At 46.6% G+C, this 20790-nt stretch carries 18 protein-coding genes; 3 read left to right on the top strand and 15 right to left on the bottom strand.

Annotation, left to right across the window (positions count from 1 at the left end; genetic code table 11):
• Positions 1–23: 23 nt before the first annotated feature.
• Both L5M11_RS04690 and L5M11_RS04685 read right to left on the bottom strand, forming a co-directional pair.
• Complete coding sequence (locus L5M11_RS04690; protein WP_263184813.1) at positions 24–1043, bottom strand: aspartate carbamoyltransferase; 1020 nt, start codon at positions 1041–1043, stop codon at positions 24–26.
• Between the two features lie 230 nt (positions 1044–1273).
• Positions 1274–2998, bottom strand: coding sequence for a chloride channel protein (locus L5M11_RS04685; RefSeq protein WP_263184812.1), 1725 nt, complete (start codon positions 2996–2998; stop codon positions 1274–1276).
• Positions 2999–3072: 74 nt separating this feature from the next.
• Between L5M11_RS04685 and L5M11_RS04680 the strand changes: the two genes are divergently transcribed.
• Together L5M11_RS04680 and erpA are read left to right on the top strand one after the other, a co-directional pair.
• Entirely contained in the window at positions 3073–3876 is an 804-nt protein-coding gene (locus tag L5M11_RS04680; protein ID WP_263191511.1) for a DUF6776 family protein, read from the top strand.
• Positions 3869–4219, top strand: a complete 351-nt coding sequence (gene erpA / locus L5M11_RS04675) for an iron-sulfur cluster insertion protein ErpA (RefSeq protein ID WP_006080742.1) — start codon at positions 3869–3871, stop codon at positions 4217–4219. The genes L5M11_RS04680 and erpA overlap by 8 nt, the downstream gene beginning before the upstream one ends.
• A 115-nt stretch (positions 4220–4334) precedes the next feature.
• On the opposite strand, the gene L5M11_RS04670 is transcribed toward erpA, so the two are convergent.
• The 5 genes from L5M11_RS04670 to L5M11_RS04650 form a co-directional block, all read right to left on the bottom strand.
• Positions 4335–4784 carry a hypothetical protein gene (locus L5M11_RS04670; RefSeq protein ID WP_263184811.1) on the bottom strand — a complete coding sequence of 150 codons (450 nt, stop codon included), beginning with the start codon at positions 4782–4784 and terminating at the stop codon, positions 4335–4337.
• A gap of 25 nt (positions 4785–4809) precedes the next feature.
• Complete coding sequence (locus L5M11_RS04665; protein WP_131523053.1) at positions 4810–5190, bottom strand: DUF2750 domain-containing protein; 381 nt, start codon at positions 5188–5190, stop codon at positions 4810–4812.
• A 164-nt stretch (positions 5191–5354) separates the two neighbouring features.
• Positions 5355–6050, bottom strand: a complete 696-nt coding sequence (gene aqpZ, locus L5M11_RS04660) for an aquaporin Z (protein WP_263184810.1) — start codon at positions 6048–6050, stop codon at positions 5355–5357.
• A gap of 433 nt (positions 6051–6483) precedes the next feature.
• The gene (locus L5M11_RS04655) at positions 6484–7593 is read right to left on the bottom strand and encodes an anhydro-N-acetylmuramic acid kinase (protein ID WP_212599972.1); all 1110 of its coding nucleotides are present in this window, start codon (positions 7591–7593) and stop codon (positions 6484–6486) included.
• Positions 7594–7613: 20 nt separating this feature from the next.
• On the bottom strand, positions 7614–9020 hold the full coding sequence (locus L5M11_RS04650) for a peptidoglycan DD-metalloendopeptidase family protein (protein ID WP_113940678.1): 1407 nt from the start codon (positions 9018–9020) through the stop codon (positions 7614–7616).
• A 126-nt stretch (positions 9021–9146) separates the two neighbouring features.
• Here L5M11_RS04650 and tyrS point away from each other — a divergent pair, with 126 nt between their 5' ends.
• Positions 9147–10340, top strand: coding sequence for a tyrosine--tRNA ligase (gene tyrS / locus L5M11_RS04645; protein WP_263191509.1), 1194 nt, complete (start codon positions 9147–9149; stop codon positions 10338–10340).
• 99 nt (positions 10341–10439) lie between these two features.
• On the opposite strand, the gene L5M11_RS04640 is transcribed toward tyrS, so the two are convergent.
• The 8 genes from L5M11_RS04640 to gltB all read right to left on the bottom strand — a co-directional run bounded on the left by L5M11_RS04640 (position 10440) and on the right by gltB (position 20451).
• Complete coding sequence (locus tag L5M11_RS04640) at positions 10440–10868, bottom strand: hypothetical protein (RefSeq protein ID WP_028760848.1); 429 nt, start codon at positions 10866–10868, stop codon at positions 10440–10442.
• Positions 10869–10994: 126 nt separating this feature from the next.
• Positions 10995–11486 (bottom strand): nuclear transport factor 2 family protein, encoded by a 492-nt coding sequence (locus L5M11_RS04635; protein WP_028760847.1) that lies wholly within the window; start codon positions 11484–11486, stop codon positions 10995–10997.
• Between the two features lies 1 nt (position 11487).
• A complete protein-coding gene (locus L5M11_RS04630) occupies positions 11488–12114 on the bottom strand; it encodes a trimeric intracellular cation channel family protein (RefSeq protein ID WP_105249873.1) in 627 nt (208 codons plus the stop codon).
• Positions 12111–12488, bottom strand: coding sequence for a DUF2721 domain-containing protein (locus L5M11_RS04625; RefSeq protein WP_012088590.1), 378 nt, complete (start codon positions 12486–12488; stop codon positions 12111–12113). The genes L5M11_RS04630 and L5M11_RS04625 overlap by 4 nt, the downstream gene beginning before the upstream one ends.
• 56 nt (positions 12489–12544) lie before the next feature.
• Positions 12545–13534 carry a cobalamin biosynthesis protein gene (locus L5M11_RS04620; RefSeq protein ID WP_028760845.1) on the bottom strand — a complete coding sequence of 330 codons (990 nt, stop codon included), beginning with the start codon at positions 13532–13534 and terminating at the stop codon, positions 12545–12547.
• A 22-nt stretch (positions 13535–13556) separates the two neighbouring features.
• Positions 13557–14267, bottom strand: coding sequence for a 5'-methylthioadenosine/adenosylhomocysteine nucleosidase (locus L5M11_RS04615; protein WP_173246143.1), 711 nt, complete (start codon positions 14265–14267; stop codon positions 13557–13559).
• 322 nt (positions 14268–14589) lie between these two features.
• Positions 14590–15996 (bottom strand): FAD-dependent oxidoreductase, encoded by a 1407-nt coding sequence (locus tag L5M11_RS04610; RefSeq protein ID WP_263184808.1) that lies wholly within the window; start codon positions 15994–15996, stop codon positions 14590–14592.
• A gap of 6 nt (positions 15997–16002) precedes the next feature.
• Entirely contained in the window at positions 16003–20451 is a 4449-nt protein-coding gene (gene gltB, locus L5M11_RS04605) for a glutamate synthase large subunit (RefSeq protein WP_263173314.1), read from the bottom strand.
• Positions 20452–20790: the final 339 nt, after the last annotated feature.

Raw genomic sequence — 20790 nt, 5'->3', positions numbered from 1 at the left:
TAGTCCTTAAAGTCTGTAGCCAATTAGCGATCGGCTTTACGTGAATACCAATTAACCGGACACTCATATTTTTCGAGTTGATTATCAACGCCGAGTGTCAATGCAAACAAAGCCATGCGAATTAACAGCCCATTATCTGCCTGTCTGAAGATGGCGAGATTGGGATGGCTGTTCAAATCATTATCTAACTCATTGGCTTGCGCGCGTGAATCCCTTGGAAGCGGATGCATAATGACAGTGTTAGATTTGCAATGCTGAGTGTAAATACTGCGATTTAAGCGGAACTTGCCGCGATACTTATTTGCTTCTTCCTGTGAAGGGAAGCGTTCTTCTTGAATGCGAGTGAGATACAAAATATCTGCTTGATCTAAATGGCCTTCAAGTTGGTCGGTTATTTTGATGCTATGGCCAGCATTTTCAATGTCGGAGATCACATAATCAGGCATAGCTAATTCAGCGGGTGAAATCAGTGTGAAATTGATGTTCTTATACATGCAGAGTAAGCGCGACAGTGAATGCACAGTACGGCCAAATTTTAAGTCGCCGACCATAGCGATGTGCATGCCATCGATACCGCGGCCAGCACACTTGAGTTCTTTTTGGATAGTGTATAAGTCGAGCAAGGCTTGGGTCGGATGCTCGTTCGAACCATCGCCGCCGTTGATCACTGGGACGCGGCTGCCTTCTGCAAACTCTTTTACCGAGTAAGAGTCTGGATGGCGCATGGCAATGACATCAGAATAGGTGGATAACACCCGCGCGGTATCGTACAGGGATTCACCTTTAGATAAAGACGATGAAGCCATGCCTGTGGTTTCACGTACATGGCCGCCGAGCAAGTTAAAGGCACAACCAAAACTCACGCGGGTACGGGTACTGGGTTCGAAAAACAGGTTACCTAAAATGGCGCCATCGAGCACATTATTGCGCTTCTCTCGAAGTGCATAGGGCATCATGCGGCTAGCGACATTAAAAATAGTTTGGATTGAGTCAAGATCTAACTGGTTTACGGAGAGGATATGGGATCCTTCGAACTGATTCATCAGCCTGTTTTCCAATTTGCTAGGGGGCATTTTAAGCAGCGGTATCGCGCTTATCTGCCCTGATGTTATGTAGGGTGGCTGAGGCGCGATTGTAGCAGAAGCACTGGGGCAACGAAATAGCCACATTGCCACTGTGTTAGATTTTTGCGATGAAGCCCAAAGCTTTTAATCTGCCGTCTCAGGTTTGAATCAAAATTAGGTATTGAATAGCGGCTAGATTTGAAGCGATATTAGGCTTGGCCTGAACGAATCTCATGTTGTAGGTTCGACCAACTGATCACCCCAACCACATTGTCTGGTGTATCTTGATAGATAAACACCTCACCGCAGCGTTTGGGCGACAATAGTGAATAGACTTCATTGAGGGTGGTGCTGTCGCTTAGCCCTTGCATGGGATGGCGTGATAGCGTGGTACTGTCATCATAGGATTGCATTTCAAGACTAAGCATTTCGATAATGCCATCGGCATTGCGGACTAGCACAGGGCGACCTTCGGCGCGTTTTAGCACTTCGAGTAACAATTCATCGTTGTTATTGACGATAACAAAGCGTTTATCCATTAAGGCTCGCACGCCTTTTTTCTGCAGTGCTAAATTCACGGGGGCGACCTTATAGCCTAGTCCCATAATTTCTAATTGCTTAAAGAAAATGGAGTCTGTCTTAAAACCCTGATAAGCAATTAAAAAAGCCGGAATTGTTACAAACATTGCCGGTAAAATAATGCTGGCGTCATTAGTCATTTCTAACAGGGCGACTAACGCCGCCAGCGGCGCGCTTAAACACACGCCCATCATGGCTGTCATGCCGATTACAGTGTAAAGCCCTACATAAGGGGCGATGGACGGGAATAAGATGGCACTGATGAGCGCCAAAATCGCCCCGAGCAGCGCGCCGATACCATAAAGTGGACCAATCAAACCACCGGGAATACCTAAGCCAATCGCCGCAATAGTGGCGATGGTTTTGGCAAATAACAGGGCGATTAACAGCAACAGGCTTGGATGTTGGCTAATGGCTTCGCTAATGGCGAGATCGCCCGTGCCAAGGGCTTGCGGCAACACGAGACCGATTAGGGTGGTGACACTGCCCGCCAGTAATAGTCGGTAAATCAGTGGCCAGTTTTGCCCCGTCGCGGTAACTTTTAAGAGTGAGTAATTAAACAGCGCCGCAGCGCAGCCTAATACTACGCCGCCGATGGCGAGAATAGGGTAGTGATCTAAGGGAATGTGGATCACTTGAATACGGTCAAATTCGTGCACATTACCAAACACTAATTGGCTTGAAACTGCGCCACAAATTGCGGAGAGCATAATCGGGAAAAAGTAATGGATTTTATATTCACGTACTATCACTTCGAGTACAAAAATCACCGCCGCCAAGGGCGCGTTAAAAGTGGCGGCAATCCCTGCTGCAATACCACTGGCACACATGATGCGTACGCTATTATTGGGAAGATTGAATTTTTCAGCGAGAAAACTGGCGCTGACAGCACCCAGATGAATGGCAGGACCTTCACGGCCGACTGAGAAATTTGTGCCTAGGGCAAAGAGTGCTTGAAAAAATTGCCCAGCGGCGGATTGTAGGGGGATTTTACCATAATGCAGTTTAACTCTATGTAACACATAGGCTATTCCCATACGTTTGTAGCGTTTGGAGCCCAACTTCGCCACTATCCAAATTAATATTGCGCCTAAAAGGGGTAACAGGGCTCGCCAGTCGGCGACGTTCCCCGTAAAATCCAGCGCCTGTATTTGGGTGTAATGATTAGCCCAAACGAGCAAGAGTCGAAACAGTAAGATCACACAGGATGCAAAAATAGCAAATAACAGTGCCAGTATGCACAGCTGTGCACTGATGCGGGCTTGAGATAAATGGTCACGTAGCTCATTGGTTAAATACTTTTTGGCAGTGACTATGGCATGTTGGATAGCGACTTTAATTATCGTTAATTGCACTACATTGGCCTGAGTTGTATTGTATCGAACTCGTTCTTGAGTTGATTGTATTTTATATAAGGGGCTGTTACCTAATGCCAAATTATCATCGTTGGCTAGATTGGCTGCAAGTGATGGATCTCAAGTATCGTCCATCTTCAGTGTATTTATCGCTTTTAGTGTTAGTTTCTATTCTTTTTGGGGCTTGGATAAGTTTTCTGCTATTAAGCAGCGATGAGCCTGTTGTTAAGCATATCAGCAGCAAGACTCAACGCTTGACCGCTGAGTTAGAGGCACAGACCCAACTACTTGCAACCCGAAATTTAGAGCTGTCCGTCGAGCGCGAGGCTAATACCCAAATGCAAGAAATGTTTGGCCAGCAAATGAAAAAGCAAAAAGAATTGGAACATGAGCTGGCGTTTTACCGCAGCATTATGACCCCGGATGATAATGCTGAAGGCGTCGCTATTCACGGACTTGAAATGACGCCGGGCGCTTTGGCCGATGAATATCATCTCAAGTTGGTGTTGACTCAGTTGCAAAAGCGTAAGCAAGCTATTCAAGGCCGAACAGAATTGACGCTCATTGGTGTGCAAGATGGCAAATCTGTTAGCTTGAGTGTGAACAAACTCACGGGTTCTAAGTTGGAATTTGATTTTCGCTATTTTCAAGTCATAGATACCAAGGTCACTGTTCCTGCTGGCTTTAATTTACAACAAGTGAAAGTCAAAGTGCTGGTGCCTTCGAGCCGCTGGACTAAGAATTCGCAGACCGAACATGTCTATAGTGCCCCTGAGTTATTACAGGGTGAAAAAGAACCACGGGTAATACTTGAACAAAACAGTCAGGTAAAGGATAATTTGCCCCAGAAAACTGATGTAAGAGGTAGTAATGACTGATCAAGCTGATACAGCAATGCCAATCCAATTTACCGATGCGGCAGCCGCCAAGGTGAAAGGTTTGCTGGAAGAAGAGCAAAATCCTGCACTTAAGCTACGAGTCTATGTGACTGGTGGTGGTTGTTCTGGATTTCAGTACGGCTTTACCTTTGATGAAAAGGTCAATGACGGCGATTTTACGATAGAAAAACAAGGCGTTCTCTTGGTTGTCGATCCTATGAGCCTACAATATTTAGTCGGTGGTGAAGTGGATTACACTTCAGGACTGGAAGGTTCTCGCTTCTTCGTGAAAAACCCTAACGCAACCACAACTTGTGGCTGTGGTGCCAGTTTCTCTGTGTAAAAAGTTTTTCTGTTTAATGATGACTAACTTTGCATCTTTTTAGGCGTAGAGTGAGATCAAAAAAGCCGTCGCAATGACGGCTTTTTGTTGGGCTAAATTTATTTTCTACAAGAGCTTAGTTCATGATGTTCAGGTTAAGCTTAGGTTTAAACCATGCCTTTACCTTTTTATCAAAGGCTATCCAAACTTGCAGTAATGACAAGACGATCAAAGCGATAAAAATCACATAGTCAGGCAGTTTTCCCTGCCATTCACCTAGATACACTGTCGTTGGACCTACCACTAAGTTGCCCGGATCGTACATGATCACTGGCAGCATGCTAATCAATCCAAGCTGCACGACTGTGTAGCCGCGCAGCATGATAAGCCCTGCTTTTTGCCGACCGATAATGGCAATCACCATCAGGAGGGTTAGCAGACAAAATAACACCCCTTGTTTAGCGATTAAGCCACTCACTGAGGCAACAACATACACTAGCAATAGGGCAATGAGTCGTTTCGGAAAGTGTTGACTCAGAGCTGTACTTGCCTCTGGTGTCGGTATCGCCGATTTTTGCTCGCTCATAGGCATTCTCGTTTAGCGATAGCGATTAGTGGCTTTGCTTAGGCGCTAATCTTTGATCTAACTCATAAGGCGGGATTACCACACCTAAATCATCTAATACTGGGAATACGGCGACAAAGAGTTCGTCATCTTCCATGCCTGGCACCCATCTTTCGTGAAATTCGTCGAGTGGAATCGCTAACGTTTGACAATCACTCCATTCATCCACTGCCCAAGAATCAGCGGCTTCTTCGGTTGGCCACATTGGGATGCAATCTTCTTCTTCAGTGGTTAACATCACGCAACCGTCTTGGTCTTGTAATGTCCAAAGTATTTTGTGTTCTTTAACTTGTTCAACGAGGTAATCGTAACGGGCTTCTGGCGTCATTGCTGCTGTCTCAGCGAGGTTTTTAACAGTCTTGCTCATGAAAAATATCTCTTTTGCTTGGATAGGGCGAAGCCTGTTGTGTCTCTAATGTAAAAACCTAGGGCACAGCAAAATTCGCCAGTTGGCTAAATGGTAACATTAGAGCGGGATTAGAAAAAGAACAACAGCGCCAAGAGAGCGCTGTTGTGTTAGATCTTCGGCTTTTATTCTACCGAGCGGAAGTAGCGATAGATAAAGCCCGCCAAAATGGCGCCGACAATCGGTGCTACCCAGAACAACCAGAGTTGTGATACCGCCCAGTCACCGACAAACAGTGCAGGGCCTGTGCTACGCGCTGGGTTTACCGAAGTATTGGACACAGGAATACTAATAAGGTGAATTAAGGTTAAACCTAACCCTATGGCAATTGGGGCAAATCCCTTAGGAGCTCGCTCATCGGTGGCACCTAAAATAATAATCAAGAAGAACAGTGTCATAACGATTTCACAAATCATCACCGACAGCATGCTATAGCCACCCGGTGAGTGCTCACCAAAACCGTTAGAGGCAAATCCGCTAGCGAGTGAAAATCCCTCTTGTCCTGAAGCGATGAGATACAAGATGCCTGCGCCAACAATTCCACCCGCGACTTGGGCTACGATATAGGGCAATAATTCTGCTGCCGGAAAACGTCCCCCAGCCCAAAGGCCGAATGACACTGCAGGGTTGAGATGACAACCTGAAATATGGCCAATCGCAAAGGCCATAGTTAATACGGTTAATCCAAAAGCTAAAGCGACGCCGAGTAAGCCTATGCCTACTTCTGGAAATGCGGCGGCGAGTACAGCACTACCACACCCTCCAAGGACTAACCACAAGGTGCCGAGAAATTCTGCCGCCATTTTTTGTGACATGTTCATTGTTTGATTTCCTATTCTTTTAAAGACGCTTGTTTGTTAATCAGTGCGTCTTTATTCCTAATTTACCTGCCTATTAACGGATCTTGTCTGAGTGAGCAAAATCGCGCTGTAGACACGAGTTCCCTTAAAACCAGTTTCTTATTGGACGCCTATGAGGCTATTCCTAAGTGTTTGAGCTGTTTAGAGCAATATCCTGTATCCGTTTTTACTATAGTGAGACTTGATTAAGCTTCAGTGACGAAACTTTTTTACTCATGCTTCTGTCACTAAATGCTTCAGTAATTAAGAATAGATGGCTTTAAAATAGCTGCTGATTTTCTTGAGAAATTTAGGCAGGAAGAGGGGAAAAGATTAGTTTGTCTTTTAAAGACAACAAGAGCTTCATGTAGAAGCTCTTGTTTAGGTTATCGCTTTAGTATTTTGCGAAGGCCAATTACTTAGCGCTAAATCGTCCGCCGAGTACGGCTTCGCGGGAGGCGCCTGTTACTGCAGGGAGATTAGCGGGTAAACCTAAGTGATTGCGCATGGCGAGCCAGGCAAAGGCGATGCCTTCTGCCCACTTAGGATCTACGCCAAGGGCCGAGGTAGTATCCAGCTTATAACCTGGTAATAAGGCTGCAAGACGCTGCATCAGTTGACCATTAAATGCACCGCCGCCACAGACGAATAATTCCCCTTCATTGGATAGTTTAATAATGTCTTGGGCTATGCTGTGGCAGGTTAAATCCAATAAAGTTGATTGAATATCTTCTTCATCTAAATGATTAAAGGGCGATAATTGCTGCTCTAACCAAGCTTGGTTAAACAGTTCGCGACCAGTGCTTTTAGGGTAAGCAAGGGAAAAATACGGATGCGAAAGCAGCTGAGTTAATAAGCTTTGATCAGTTTTTCCGGATGCAGCCCATTCGCCATTTTTATCGAAGGGCTCACTTTTAACCTGTTGCATCCAGGCATCAATTAAGGTGTTACCTGGTCCTGTATCAAAGCCTAAGACTTCTTCGCTATTGCCCGGCAGATAGGTGATATTGGCAATACCACCAATATTGAGAATGACACGTTTTTTACCGACTTGGGCAAAGGTTTGCTGGTGGAATGCGGGTACTAAGGGCGCGCCTTGCCCACCAAGGGCAATATCTTTGCGACGAAAATCGGCAATGACATCTATGCCTGTTTCGGTCGCAATAGTATTAGGATCGCCAATTTGTAAGGTAAAACCCACTTCGAGGTTTGGCATATGGCGCACAGTTTGACCATGGCTACCAATGGCGATGATATCTTCTTTCGCAATAGTACATTTAGCCATCAGATTATTGACTGCTAAGGCAAACAGCTGACCCACATTTCGATCTAAACGGCCGAGGCGGTTAATTTCATCTGAGCTGGGTAAGCACAGGCGCTGTAGACCTTTGAGCAAATGGCTCGGAATAGCTTCGGTATGGCTGGCGATAAGCTGCGGCTGTGCGCCTGAAAAGTCGACCAATACTGCATCGACACCGTCCATGCTGGTGCCTGACATAAGTCCAATATAATAAGCGTTTTTCATTGGGAGGAATCCATCCGTCGTTATTGCATTGCCAATTGCGTTTGCTTGTTTTGCGAAAGTGTAGTCATCAATTGCTTGCTAAGTGCATCGAATTGATTTTTTTCTTTTCTCGCAATTGATTCGGATTTCGGTAGCGTAATCGTTCTCGGGTTGCGGTGTACGCCATTGACGATAAATTCGTAATGTAAATGAGCCCCAGTGACACGGCCTGTTTTACCTAAAGTACCAATAATTTGTCCTTGCTTAACGTTGGCGCCTTTGCTGACATTACGTTTTGTGAGGTGTAGATATTTGGTGGTATAGGTATCGTTATGTTTGATAAACACATAGTTACCGTTGAATTGATTATAACCAGACTCAATAACGCGTCCACTACCCGCAGCTTTAATGGGCGTGCCAATGGCTGCGACATAGTCTACACCGCGATGGGCTTTGACTTGGCCTGTCACTGGGTGCAAACGTCTTGGGTTAAAGTTGGAGCTGACATACTTAAAATCGACCGGTGAGCGCAGGAAGGCTTTACGCATGCTAGTGCCATTTTCGGAATAATAGTTACCGTCGGTATAGCGAATGGCAGTATAGCGCTCATCTTGGTTAACAAATTCTGCAGCTAAGATATTGCCATTACGCAAAAATTCACCATCGGCATATTCTTGCTCGTAAATAATGGCGAAGCTGTCGCCTTCGCGTAAGTCTAAGGCAAAGTCGATATCCCAGCCGAATACGGTCGATAATTGTAATATCTGGTTAGCAGACATGCCTGCATCCACAGCGGCATTCCAGAAATTGCTCTTAATTTTGGCACTGGTGAAATGGTTGCGGATTTCCACATCCTTTTCGGAGATTTTTTCGTTGTATTGCTCTTGGCTTTTAGTGATGACTAGCGTGGAAATAGCATCGACCCGATAACGTACTTCAGTCAAATTACCGTTTGCATCCTTTGAAATCACAATTTCTTCGCCCGGCATTATCTTAAGTAAGTTTTGCTTGGCTAAAGGCAACTGGGTGATTTCATAAACGTCTTTGCTGGTTAAGCCAGCGCGGTCAAATACCGCGGCTAAAGTATCACCATTTTTGACGTTAAAATGTTCGACATCTCTGTGGAGAGCGCTTTCGTGGGATCCTGCGGCTTGATTATTAGCTCCAGCTGCAGCGAGCGCATCGGGTGAGGATAACGGTTCAGCCGTTGTCGGAGCATTATCTGTTTGACCTTCTAGTAACTCAGGGCGTTCAGGCGAGCGAAAAGCTAAGGGCACATCATAACGGGTGTTGATTTGAGCTTGGTCATCAATGCTAGTGGTTTGTCTTGAAGCTTGCGCTTCTTCAGAAGGTAGAAGCATGGTTATCATTGTGATAACTGAAAGAATGCTAAGGAGAATTTGATGCTTTTTAGGCAACAATTTAAATAACGTTATAACCTTTCCCATTGACGCCGATACCAATAACCAGAGACTTAAATAATCCCGTTAGTGTACACACTTTCAATTGTGGTGGCTAACAAGTAACATAAGTCTCTTCATTTTATGATCATGGCCTTAGGAGTCCCTGCCGAGATGGCTGATTTAGACCAAGTATTAGCAGAAATTAGACGTGGTACCGATGAGATTTTACTCGAAGCGGATCTGCTGGAAAAACTCAAAGAAGGACGTCCACTCCGTATTAAGTTAGGCGCTGACCCTACCGCTCCGGATATCCATCTTGGACACACAGTAATCTTGAATAAATTAAGATTATTCCAAGAGTTAGGTCATGAAGTCATTTTTTTGATTGGTGACTTTACTGGTATGGTGGGGGACCCAAGTGGTAAAAATAGCACACGTCCGCCGCTCACCCGTGAACAAGTTTTAGCGAACGCAGAAACCTATAAAGAACAGGTTTACAAGATCCTCGATCCTGCTAAGACTCGTATCGAATTCAACTCAAGCTGGTTAGAGCCATTGGGCGCCGCTGGTATGATCCGTCTCGCGTCTAAGCAAACTGTGGCTCGTATGATGGAGCGCGATGACTTTAAGAAGCGTTATGCTTCGGGTCAGTCTATTGCGATTCATGAGTTTATGTATCCTTTACTTCAGGGCTATGACTCAGTTGCGCTACAGGCCGATGTTGAGCTGGGTGGTACAGATCAAAAGTTCAACCTGTTAATGGGCCGTGAACTGCAAAAAGCCGAAGGCCAAAAGCCACAAGCTGTGATCATGATGCCGCTGCTTGAAGGTTTAGACGGCGTGAAGAAAATGTCTAAATCGGCGCATAACTATATTGGCGTGAGCGAACCTGCCAACGAAATGTTTGGCAAGCTGATGTCAATTTCGGATGACTTGATGTGGCGCTACTTTGAACTACTGTCATTCCGCCCACTGGCTGAAATTGAACAGTTTAAGCAAGATGTGGCGAATTGGTCTAACCCACGTGACATTAAAATCGCCTTAGCTAAGGAAATTATCACACGTTTCCACGATGCAGCGTCTGCCGAAAGTGCGCATCAAGCCTTTGTCGATCGTTCTAAGGGCATGATCCCCGATGATATCGAAGAAATTGAGTTAGCTGCCGGTGAAGGTATTGCGATTGCCAATCTGTTGAAAGACGCAGACTTAGTGTCGTCGACTTCAGAGGCGATGCGGATGATCAAGCAAGGCGCGGTGAAGATGGACGGCGAAAAGCTAGAAGATAGCCGTATGACTTTGTTCACGGGTACTGTTGCTGTATTCCAAGTCGGTAAACGTAAGTTTGCCAAAGTGACTTTGGTATAGTGACGTTGGTTTAGTTAGGTTTACGCTACAGTAAGTTTAAACAAACAAAAAGAGCGCCTTAGGGCGCTCTTTGTTTTTGAATCTTTTCACAAAACAAGATTAAGGCGCTGTATTGGCCTCATGCTCGGCGATATTACATCTGTCGGTGCCAAAGTGTTGCCCACCACTGCATTTCCATGCCAATTGGGCCGAACTTACCTGCCAAAGTTTAGCGTTTTGTTTCAGTGAGATAATCAACAGCATCTGTGGATGCTGCTTGGAAAGTTCGCTCACTTGATAGGTCAAAATGCCATCTTTATTGGTTTGAGTTCGCACTAAAGTAAATTTGTTGCCTGCATATTGGCTGCTGATTTTATTGGGATCTTCCGACCAAGGCTGATGTTGTGCCTGAGCGGTACGTAGTTGTTGATTAAAATGGCTTACTGGCTGAACGGCGTAGGAAACGATAATGGGCTGTAAGGCCTGTGCTTTGGGGGCCAGTATTAAGCCATTAAGGGCGAGTAGGGCAATCAATCCAAAAAACTTCATACAAACCTCATTGAAACGAAACGGCTCAGTCAATTTTTCAAAGGTGAAATACGCAGTGGTATTGACTCATTGTTAGTTTCGACTCGTTTTTAGGGATCAAGTTTCAAAGACGGGTAAATTTTGTGACTACTGCATCGCTAATTGGTCTGACATGGTCTGGTAATCGATTAGGTCGACATGTTCCGTTACTCTGCGATTGAGCATGTCGATCTTAAGGCTTGTCACACCAGGTATCGCAACATCGATAATTTTCCCCGGTTTGCCAAATTGTTCACCTGGACCCTTGAAATGATAGTTACCTATCATCACTACTAAAGAGCCTGCGTTATACATATGTTCTATGTTGAAGTTGTACTCGAGCACGCCCTCGTGGGCGCGCTCAAGGAAGTCGATGATGAAGCGGCCGCCAGTGTATTTACGGTTGGCGGTTTTGTCGAAGAAGACGCTTTCGCGGTTATAGAATTTTCGCAGTGTCTTATAGTCATGTTCAGTTAGCGCATTCATATATTTTACGGCTAACTGCTGTTCTTGTGGCATTTCACCTGAGTTGGCTTGCGCCGCTGCAGGATTGAGGGCTGGAACAAAAATGAGGCACAAAATAAAACACAATATTCGCAAACTATTCCCTCTTGGTCTTGAGATCAAAGGCCGGTAATGAAAGATGCCACTTGATGGCACTTAAGCGGATTAACAGGGCACTGGCCATCGCCAGAAATAGCGCCATTTTTTCGCCCATACCGTAGGCTAAGCTCACGGTATAGCCGATACCACCTATGATCGAAGCTGTGGCATAGACTTCTGTGCGTAAGACCATAGGAACTTGTCTACACAGTAAGTCTCGAATAATGCCTCCTCCCACGCCTGTGATCAAGCCCATTACGACGGCAATCATCCCACTCAAGCCCATATTGAGGGCCTTTTCGGCACCTATCACGGTAAAGAGGGCCAATCCAAAGGCATCTGCGACAGGTAAAATATACTCTGGTACCTTACGAGGGCGACGGACTAATAGCAAACAGACGAGCACGGTCGCGAGGATCACTATGATGTAATTCGGGTCGCGGATCCAGAACACTGGCGTTGCACCAATTAAGGCATCACGAATACTGCCACCACCGACAGCGGTAACCGAGGCGAGCACGATAACGCCAAAGGGGTCCATTCTATGGCGTCCAGCGGCAAGTGCGCCGGATAATGCAAATACAGCGGTACCCCATAAATCAAAAAAGTAGATCCACTGGCTCATTTACTCATCTCTTTGATATGGATATTTAATGCGTCAACAGAGATGCGGATTTCAATCACAGATAAAATCAGTGAATAGAGCAAGAGCAGTAGGCTAGCGCCAAAAATCACTGAGCCGGTTTTATTAAAGCCTATATAGATAAAAATCATACACAGTACGCATAGGGCAAAGCTTGACACGCCTGCTTCCTGCATTCGACGAATGATAGTAATACGCTGGCTCAGGTTCTTAATTTGATCTTTATGTACGGGTTTTTCACCATTGCTTAAATTTCGGATTAATGCGGCTAAGGCAAAAAAACGATTGGTATAAGCTAATAATAACAATGAGATAGCAGGAAATAACAACGCAGGTGTTGTTAATGAAACATGCATGTTTTCGAGCAAGATGGTCAGCCTTTAACTTCACGTTGAGATAATGCGGCATCATATCACAGGCTTTGTAACCAACGTAAACTTGCCCATAACAAGGGCAGTATAATGATAAAGCTAAACCAGATAGCACAGGCACGTGAGGTCAGCTTAATTGCAGGCGTGATGTCATCACAGGTTGGCTGCGGACCGTAGCACAATTTATCCACATTGATACGCACGCCAGCAAACTTCTGTGGTCCACCGAGCTCGATTCTCAAAATACTGGCCACGAGATTCACACTGAGAACATAACCTCGAATAGCGTGATGATTTTTAGGGGCTCTAAAAAGTTTTGCAAACGCCTTAGGCCCGCCTTGAATGGCGAGCGACAGGCTCCACAACCAAGCCGGAATCGCCAGCAAGATAATGGATACACCATTCACAGTACTGCAGAAATGTTGATACTTTGGTTGAATGGGCGGCCAGCTCAATTCGAGTTGTTTGAGCATTCGCACAGCTAGCACTAGCGGTGCTCCAGCAATAGCGAAAAAGAAAATGGTCGATGCTGTGCCGTAAATAGGTGCAGTGGCGAGTTTTTCTATGGTGGCTTTGGCTAGGCCGATTTCCGACAAACTATCGGTATCGCGCACCACCCAAGGCTGTAAAAGCTTTTTTGCGCTGGCATTATCTCCACGTTTTAAGGCCTTAGCGATTTCATCGGCAACTTGGCTAAACCCTGCATCGGTTAAACACAGATAAAGCACCAAAAATTCGAAAAACCATGGAAAGGCGGCCAGTTCGAGCAAAAAGGTGATAATGGCCCAAAACGGAAACAGTAACAGCATCATAGCTAAAAAGCCTGCTGTGGCTTGTTGGCTTGGAGAGCGTTCTGGGCGATTTACCTTGGCGGCGAGTTGCTTAGCTAAATGGCCAAACCAAATAAGCGGCTGCATTTCCCGTGGTAATGGCGCTAACCGCGCCAATAACAAAGCAAAAAAAAGTACCAAAAAGCCTTCAAACAAAGCGCCATCTATCTCGACAAGTTGTTGATAAAAAGAGGTGTGCATTCGGTACTTTCCACTTAAGTGATTATTTTATTGCGCTAGGATTCAGTTGCTCAAGCAGCAACATCACCATCAGAGCCGAGTGATAACCCGCTTTGACAATATAAGAGTCGAAATCCACTGGCGAGTCATTGTTGGCGTTATCCGATAAAGAGCGGATCACCACAAATGGCACTCCAAACTGATGACAAACTTGAGCGATTGCCGCGCCTTCCATCTCACAGGCAGCCATAGTAGGAAAGTTTTTGAGCATGGCTTGGGTGCGAACAGGATCGCAAATAAAGCTATCGCCAGTACAAATCAAACCTTCAATCGCTTTGACTTCACCCAGTTGAGCAATCGCTTTGTTGGCGGCTTCAACTAAATGTGCGGCAGGAATAAACGCAGCTGGTTGCTGCGCCATTTGGCCAATTTCATACCCAAAGGCCGTGACATCCACATCATGGTGACGCACTTCAGAAGAAATCACGATATCGCCAATGGCCAGCGAATCCACAAAACCACCGGCAGAACCAGTATTGATCACCGCATCCGGCGCATATTTTTCGATGAGTAGCGTAGTCGCAATACTTGCGGCGACTTTACCTATGCCTGAGCGAGTCACGACTACGTCTTTACCCGCGAGAGTACCAGCAATAAATTCAATACCAGCAATGGTTTGCGATGTCGCATTTGTCATGGCGGCGATCAGGTGAGCGACTTCTGGCTCCATTGCGCCAATAATTCCAATTTTCATGGGAGACCTTTTTGATTCAACACTTAAAGAGTGGGACACGGGAATGCTGGCTAATATACCACACAGTTTTATGCAGTCGTTATGGCGAGATTGGGATTGCTTGATAATCGCGGGGTAAAACGCGGGAGGGTTAACAGAAAAGTGCGCTCCTAAGATGCGCGCTTTATCTATCTATTTTATCCATCAACCGATTGCGATAAGCCACAAGCAAATGGCTGAACTCGTTTGCACGAGTCCAGCCATTGGAGTGCTTGTTAAAATGACAAGGGTAAAATGTTTTTTTACCGATAAAACAAACACGTTGGCGCTTAATCTATAGCACTTAGTCTAAGTAATTAAGAATACCTTGGGCGGCATCGCGACCTTCGGCAATGGCTGTCACGACTAAGTCAGAACCACGCACCATATCACCACCGGCAAACACTTTCGGGTTTGTGGTTTGGAATGGGTTTTCGTCTAACTTGCTCGCTTTGACTCGGCCCCATTGATCGAGCTCGATACCGTGTTCGGCAAACCAAGGGGCAGGGCTAGGCTGGAAACCAAAGGCGATAATAATCGCATCGGCTTCGAGCAACTGTTCGCTACCTGCAATCGCTTCGGCCCGTTGACGACCGCTGGCATCGGCTTTGCCCATGGCTGTTTCGACGCATTCAATGCCAACTACTTTGCCATCTTGGGTTTTAATCGCCACAGGTTGACGGTTAAACAGGAAGTTAACCCCTTCCTCCCGCGCATTTTGTACTTCGCGGCGTGAACCCGGCATGTTGGCCTCGTCTCGGCGGTAAGCACAGACTACGCTGCTGGCACCTTGCCTGACGGCTGTGCGTACGCAATCCATCGCAGTATCACCACCGCCTAATACCACAACACGTTTACCTTCAAGGTTCAGGTAGGGCGTTTGCGCATCTTGCGTGCCCATTAAATGATGGGTGTTACCAATCAAATAGGGCAGGGCTTGGTATACGCCTTGGGCATCTTCACCCTCAAGGCCTGCTTTCATCGCGGTATAGGTGCCCATACCGAGGAAGACGGCATCGTATTCTTCGAGCAGTTTAGTAAATGGGATGTCCTTACCTACAGTGACACCGAGTTTGAACTCAATGCCCATGCCTTCTAATACACTGCGACGGGTCGCCATAACGGCTTTGTCGAGTTTAAAAGACGGAATACCGTAGGTGAGTAGACCACCAATTTGTGGATATTTATCAAAGACCACAGCTTTAACACCGTTGCGAGACAGAATATCCGCGCAGCCTAAACCTGCAGGACCCGCACCGACAATCGCCACTCGTTCAGGGCGTGGCGTGACCTTGCTCATATCGGGGCGCCAGCCTTGGGCGATCGCTGTGTCGGTAATGTATTTTTCGACATTACCGATAGTGACAGCGCCAAAGTCGTCGTTCAGAGTACAAGCACCTTCACAGAGTCTGTCCTGTGGACAAACACGGCCGCAGATTTCGGGCAGAGTGTTGGTCTCATGCACTAAATCTGCCGCTTCCATGATGCGGCCTTGTTCCGCTAGCTTGAGCCAGTTAGGAATATAATTGTGTAGCGGGCACTTCCACTCACAATAAGGATTGCCGCAATCTAAACAGCGGTCCGCTTGCTCAGCCACTTGAGGCTGGGCAAAGGGCTGATAAATCTCAATAAACTGAGTCGCACGTTTAGCTGCAGGGTGTTTAGCGGGGTCTTTACGACCCACTTCAATAAATTGAAAATCGTTACTCATGCGCCATTACCCCGCTTTTACAACTAATTCTGGGCTCGATTTCTCTAATTTGAGCAGATCGGCCACGGCAATATTTTTAGGTTTTACTAATACGAAGCAATCTAACCAGTTACCAAAATCACTTAAGATCATCTTGGCATGTTCGCTGCCCGTTTCGGCCACGTGGGCTTCAATCAGACCTTTTAAATGTTGTTGATGGATCGGTGATTCGAGTTTTTGAGTATCGACAAGCTCAGTATTCACACGGCGATTGAAGCGGCCGAATTGATCGAACACATAGGCAAAACCGCCTGTCATCCCAGCGCCGAAGTTCACCCCTGTTTTACCAAGGACAACCACAATGCCGCTGGTCATGTATTCGCAGCCGTTATCGCCAAGCCCTTCAACCACAGCAATCGCCCCAGAGTTACGGACTGCAAAACGCTCGCCTGCTTGACCTGCGGCGAAGAACTTGCCGCCCGTCGCGCCGTAAAGACACGTGTTACCGACAATGGCGCTGCGCTCACTTTGGAACGGGCTGCCAATAGGCGGGTATATGACAATCTGGCCGCCAGACATGCCTTTACCCACATAGTCGTTGGCATCGCCGCAGAGTTTTAACTCAAGGCCAGGACTGTTCCACACGCCAAAGCTTTGGCCGGCACTGCCGTTAAAGCTCAGTTTGACCGGTGCTTTGGTGCCTTTGACGCCGAGTGTGCTTGCGATATAGCCTGACAACGTCGCGCCAACGGAACGGTCTGTGTTGTTGATGCTGTAAGCGGCATCGAAACTCTCGCACTTATCGACAGCGCTTTGGCATTCGTTTAATAAATGCTGGTTAAGCAGCCCTAAATCGGCCGGTGGATTGGTTTCTTGCCAAGTGCGTGACGAGGTTGCAGGCACCTTGGGTTGATACAAAATCGGTGACAGATCTAAGCCTTGTTGCTTCGCGGTTTGGCCTTCGAGGGCATATAACCATTCACTGCGACCGACTAAGTCTTCAAACTTGCTCACCCCTAAGGTCGCCATCCATTCACGTACTTCCTGTGCAACAAACTCAAAGTAAGTCATCACTCGCTCTGGCAGACCATGGTAATGGTTGTCACGCAGGTTTTTATCTTGCGTTGCTACGCCAGTCGCACAGTTGTTCAAGTGGCAAATACGCAGGTATTTACAACCTAGGGCGATCATAGGCACAGTACCAAAACCAAAGCTTTCGGCGCCTAATAACGCGGCTTTAATCACATCGGTACCGGTTTTTAAGCCGCCATCGACTTGCAGGCGAATTTTATGACGTAGACCATTTTCCACTAGCGATTGATGCACTTCGGCTAACCCTAGCTCCCATGGACTGCCCGCATATTTCACTGAGGTAATTGGGCTAGCACCTGTGCCGCCGTCATACCCTGAAATCGTGATCATGTCCGCATAGGCTTTGGCCACGCCGGTGGCGATAGTGCCCACACCGGGTTCTGACACAAGTTTCACTGAAATCAGCGCTTTAGTATTGATTTGCTTCAAGTCGAAAATCAGCTGGGCTAAATCTTCGATAGAGTAAATATCGTGGTGCGGCGGCGGTGAAATCAAGGTCACACCAGGACGTGCATGACGCAGTCCGGCGATTTCAACACTCACTTTATGGCCGGGTAACTGACCACCTTCACCGGGTTTTGCCCCTTGGGCGACTTTAATCTGCAACACATCGGCATTAACTAGATAATGCGCCGTGACGCCAAAGCGTGCCGAGGCAATCTGTTTAATTGCTGAGTTGCGTTCAGTATTAAAGCGGCGTGCATCCTCACCACCTTCACCTGAGTTCGAGCGGCCACCTAAGCGGTTCATCGCGATAGCCAGTGCTTCATGGGCTTCAGGGCTCAAGGCGCCGATACTCATGGCGGCGCTGTCAAAACGTGAATATAGATTTGATGCCGCTTCTACATCGGCGACATCAATCGATGTTTGCGCGCCCTTAATACCGATTAAGTCACGCAGTGTGGCCACGGGACGATTGTCGACGAGTTCGGCGAATTTTTTATAGCTCGCGAAGTCTTTGTCAATCAATGACGCTTGCAAGGTGTTGACCACATCAGGGTTGAAGCAGTGATACTCGCCGCCCTCAACGTATTTCAGCAGGCCACCTTGCGGTAATGGCACATGGGCACGGTAGGCCGCTTTGTGCAGAATAGCTTGGTCTTGGGCGATGTCTGCAAAGCCTGCACCCTCGATGCGGCTAATTACGCCTTTAAAACACAGTTCGATCACTTCGCTGGCAATGCCTATGGCTTCAAATTGTTGGCTGCAACGATAGGAGCCGACAGTGCTGATGCCCATTTTGGACATGATCTTACGCAAGCCTTTTTCGATGCCGTAGCGGAAGTTCAACATCAATGCCGTGGTATCGGTTAAGTCATGGCGTTTTGCCAGTTCGGAAATTGACTCATACACTAAATACGGATAAATCGCCGTGGCACCAAAGCCAAGCAATACAGCAAAGTGATGCGGATCTCGCGCCGATGCGGTTTCAACAATAATGTTGGTGTCGCAGCGCAGGCTCTTATTCACCAGCATTTGTTGCACAGAACCGACCGCCATGGCCGCGGGGATCACTTGCGCCGTTTTACCTATGGCTCTATCCGAAAGGATCAACAAAGTCGTGCCGCTGCGGGCTAAACGCTCGGCTTCGGCTGTGATACGGCGAATGGCACTTTCTAAGCCTTCCTGTGGTTCGTAATTTAAATCGACAATATTGGCGCGATAGTAAGTGCTATCTAATCCCAGTAACTGGTTAAAATCACTGAATAATAAAATAGGTGAATTGAACATTACCCGGTAAGCATGCCCAGTCGTTTCATTGAAGAGGTTCTGTTCACGGCCAATACAAGTGGTCAACGACATGACGTGCTTTTCACGTAAGGGGTCGATAGGTGGATTCGTTACTTGAGCAAATTTCTGCCTAAAATAGTCATACAGTGAACGTGACTTTTTCGACAATACCGCCATAGGTGTGTCGTCGCCCATGGAGCCTGTGGCTTCTTCACCTTGCTTCGCCAATACCCAAATGACTTGTTCTAATTCCTCACGGGTATAGCCAAATTGTTTTTGGTATTGCAGCAATAGTTCAGGGCTTAACTCGCTGGCACCGTGCTGCTCTGAGGCTAAATCTTCCGCTGGCGTTAAAGTACGGCTGTTTTTCGCCATCCACTCTTTGTAAGGGTGGCGGCGTTTAAGATCGTTATCAATTTCAAAGGATTGGTACAGGCGGCCGTTCAAGGTATCTAATACCAGCAATTCGCCAGGCCCAACACGGCCTTTTTCAATCACTTCATCGGCGGCGTAATCCCAAATTCCGACTTCGGAAGCTAAGGTCAAAATACGATCTTTTGTGATCACATAACGTGATGGACGCAGACCATTACGGTCAACAGCGCAGGCGGCATGGCGACCGTTGGTCATCACAATACCTGCCGGACCATCCCAAGGCTCCATGTGCATAGAGTTAAAGTCGTAGAAGGCTTTTAATTCGTCATCCATTTCCGGATTACTTTGCCAAGCAGGCGGGATCAATAGACGCATGGCACGGTATAAGTCCATGCCACCAGATAACAGCATTTCCAGCATGTTATCTAAAGATGAAGAGTCTGAGCCTGTTTCATTCACAAAGGGAGCGGCCTGCTGCAAATCTGGCAGTAGCGGTGAATTAAACTTATAGGCACGGGCGCGGGCCCATTGACGGTTACCCGTAATCGTATTGATTTCGCCGTTATGGGCTAAATATCTAAACGGCTGAGCTAATGGCCATTTAGGAGAAGTATTCGTTGAGAAACGTTGATGGAATAGGCATATAGAGCTTTTTAAGCGAATGTCCGCGAGATCGGGATAAAACGCGGGCAAGTCTACAGGCATCATCAGACCTTTATAGACGATAACTTGGCCTGACAAACTCGCGACATAGAAGTCTTTGTCGTCGGTGATCTGCTGCTCTAGGCGGCGACGCGCCATATAAAGGCGACGTTCCAAGTCTTTTTCACGCCAGCCAATGGGGGCGTTGATCAGCACTTGATAGATTTGTGGCAGGCTAGCCTTGCCAATTTCACCTAACACATCGGGATTGACAGGCACCTTGCGCCAGCCTGCAATACTTAAGGTTTCACGCTCGAGTTCGCGCTCAAGAATAAACTTGGCTTGGTCAGCCAGTTCATCATCTTGACTTAAAAACAGCATACCTACGGCAAATTTTCTGCTCAAATGCCAATCATTTTCCGCGGCAATCGCTTCAAAAAATTGCACGGGTAATTGCATTAATAAACCACAGCCGTCGCCAGTGCGACCGTCGGAGGCAATGCCCCCTCGGTGCTTCATGCGATCTAGACCATGGATTGCCGTGCGCACTATACGGTGGCTGGCTTCGCCATCCATCTGTGCTATCAACCCAAAACCACAATTGTCCCGCTCAAAACTGGGATGATATAAGCTCATACAAAAACCTCCCTAGACCTCAACTGATTACTACTCGGGGAGAAAATGTAAAGACTTTCTATAGATATGCACCCGAACCACCCAAATTAGCCTGAGATTCAATAAAGGTCAAACCAAAAATTTGCATAAAACATGGGTATTAATTCATGTTTCATACACAAATCACAATTGCCTTACGTTAACGTCAACAGTAAAATGTGCCGTATAACATTATGAATAAAAAGAATTTTAAAAACTATCAAACTCAAAATTTACCAAGGTGTAACATGCTGATGGGATTGTTTTTGATTTAGAAATAGTGATTTTTATTGCAAACACAGTAAATAGATAAAAAATTAA

This window comes from Shewanella sp. SM87 (assembly GCF_025653705.1).
GTDB lineage: Bacteria > Pseudomonadota > Gammaproteobacteria > Enterobacterales > Shewanellaceae > Shewanella > Shewanella oncorhynchi.
The sequence above is the reverse complement of the archived record's forward strand: the minus strand, read 5'-3'. Positions and strand labels throughout refer to the sequence as shown.